This is a genomic window from Mycobacterium sp. (genome assembly GCF_049278535.1).
GTDB lineage: Bacteria > Actinomycetota > Actinomycetes > Mycobacteriales > Mycobacteriaceae > Mycobacterium.
The window spans coordinates 1-2,571 of record NZ_JBAPMI010000217.1 but is presented as its reverse complement, the minus strand read 5'-3'; the positions used below and the strand labels follow the sequence as shown (position 1 = coordinate 2,571).

2 protein-coding genes and 1 pseudogene are annotated in these 2,571 nt (G+C 64.6%); all 3 read right to left on the bottom strand.

Annotated elements, in window-relative coordinates; all coding sequences use genetic code 11:
* Positions 1–722, bottom strand: a 722-nt coding sequence (locus WAO18_RS15190; RefSeq protein WP_422207084.1) for a potassium-transporting ATPase subunit C, incomplete at its 3' end; no start/stop codon positions are given.
* Positions 719–805, bottom strand: a pseudogene (locus WAO18_RS15185) (hypothetical protein); the annotation flags it as partial. The pseudogene WAO18_RS15185 and the gene WAO18_RS15190, both read right to left, overlap by 4 nt.
* A gap of 6 nt (positions 806–811) precedes the next feature.
* Positions 812–2,571 (bottom strand): potassium-transporting ATPase subunit KdpB (kdpB, locus tag WAO18_RS15180; protein ID WP_422207083.1); only part of this gene is annotated, 1,760 nt, incomplete at its 5' end.

The window sequence follows — 2,571 nt, the reverse complement described above, 5'->3', positions numbered from 1 at the left end:
GCGGTGACGGCATCGGCCGGCACAACCGGGTGATCCGGCGCCGCCCCGCGAACCGGGACGATCTGACCGCTCGAGTAGTCCTGGCCATATTGGGCGCACTGCACCCGCACGCCTTCGTAGAACTGTTGGAACGCCGACGCGGGCGCACTCGCAGGCTTCGAGCACGGTTCATTGACGCTGACCACCTGGGTCGGATGGGTGACATTGCCGGTCGAGTCGCGTGGCCCGATCACCGACAGCACTGCGCCTACTCCGCCGCCGGTGCAGAACGGTCGGGACCCGTCGACGTTTTCGAGCTTGCCGACCGCGATACTGCGCGAGCAGACCTGGGTCAGCAGGCTGGGTTTGAAGCCCGCAGTGGACGGGTCAGCGCCAGGAGCCAGCTTGCTCGGATCGGCCGGCGTGTCGACGATGCTTTCCGGTCCGAGGTTGGTGGCTCCCGATGCCATCGGGTCGTAGCCGGCACCGGCCGCAGACGGCCTGCTCTGGAAGTATCGCGGCAGCGGATTGCCGTCCTTGTCGGTGAACGACTGGCCGATCAGCTTGCTACCCACCGGCTTTCCCGCCATGTCGATGATCGACCCTTCTGCGTTAGCGTGCAGTCCGGGCAGCAACGCGATCGCCCATACAGCCAGCGGGTAGATGATCCCAGTGATTGCGGTCAGCACCAGCAGCGCGCGCAGGGCCGCCCAGTGCTGGCGAATGATGTTGGAAAAATTCATTTGCGCCGCTCCTCTTCATCGCTTCGGCCCCCTCGCCGCTGCGCGGCTGGAGGTACCCCCACCGCATCGTCGCCGACGCGGTTCATTTCTCAGCCCATCCCGGGAATGAATTGCACGACCAGGTCGATCAGCTTGATACCGATGAACGGGGCGACGATGCCGCCCAGACCGTATAGATAAAGGTTGCGGCTCAACAGCTTTGACGCACTGCTCGGCGTGTACTGAACGCCGCGTAGGGCCAACGGAATCAGTAGGACGATGATGATCGCGTTGAAAATCACCGCGGAAAGAATCGCCGACTGCGGGCTGTGCAGCCGCATGACGTTGATCAGGTCCAAACCGGGAAACAACGCCACGAACATGGCCGGGATGATCGCGAAGTACTTTGCGATGTCGTTGGCAATCGAGAACGTGCTCAACGCGCCGCGGGTGATCAACAGTTGCTTGCCGATCTCCACGATCTCGATCAGTTTGGTCGGATCGGAGTCCAGGTCGACCATGTTGCCGGCTTCTTTGGCCGCGCTGGTTCCGCTGTTCATCGCCACCCCGACGTCGGCCTGAGCCAGCGCGGGTGCGTCGTTCGTGCCGTCACCGGTCATCGCGACCAGCCGACCGCCTTCCTGTTCACGCTTGATCAGCATCATCTTGTCTTCGGGGGTGGCCTCGGCGAGGAAATCGTCGACACCCGCTTCCTCGGCGATCGCTCGCGCGGTCAACGGATTGTCACCGGTGATCATCACCGTTCTGATGCCCATCGTGCGCATCTCGTCGAAGCGGGCCCGCATGCCGTGCTTGACCACGTCCTTGAGGTGGATGACACCGAGTACGTCGGCTTGTCCGTTGGTGACGACGCCGACGACCAACGGGGTTCCGCCCGCGGCCGAGATGCCGTCGACGATCTCGCCGAGCAAGTCGGGAATGGTCCCGCCCTGCTCGCGGACCCATTTGGTGACCGAGCTGGCCGCGCCTTTGCGCAGCTGCCGTCCCTCGAGGTCGACACCGGACATCCGCGTCGTCGCGGTGAACTCGACCCAGTGGGCGTTGTTGAGTTCGCCCGGCGAGCGCTCGCGTAGCCCGTAGGCCTCCTTGGCGTACACGACGATCGAGCGACCCTCGGGTGTTTCGTCGGCGAGGCTGGACAGCTGGGCGGCGTCGGCGAGCGCCTCGTCGGTGACAGTTCCGACCGGGATGAAGTCGGAAGCCTCCCGGTTACCCAGCGTGATCGTTCCGGTCTTGTCCAGCAGCAGCGTGTTGACGTCACCGGCTGCCTCGACCGCGCGGCCCGACATCGCCAGGACATTGCGCTGTACCAGTCGGTCCATACCGGCGATACCGATCGCCGACAACAGCGCGCCGATGGTGGTGGGGATGAGGCAGACCAGCAGCGCCACCAAGACGACGCCGCTGACCCCGTTGCTGGTCAGTGCCGGCGTGTCGGCGACGCCCGGGTTGTTGACCTTGGAGTAGATCGCCAACGGCTGCAGGGTGGTCACGGCGAACACGAAGATGATGGTCAGCGCCGCCAGCAAGATGTTCAGCGCGATCTCGTTCGGCGTCTTCTGCCGGTTGGCGCCCTCGACGAGAGCGATCATGCGGTCGATGAAGCTCTTACCCGGCTCCTGGGTGATCTTGACGACGATGCGGTCCGACAGCACGGTGGTACCGCCGGTGACTGCGGACCGGTCGCCACCGGACTCCCGGATCACCGGCGCCGATTCACCGGTGATGGCAGACTCGTCGACACTGGCGACACCGTCGATAACGTCGCCGTCGGCGGGGATCAACTCCCCCGCCTCCACCACGACGTAATCGCCCTGTAGCAACTGCGGAGCCGGTACGGACTCCACTC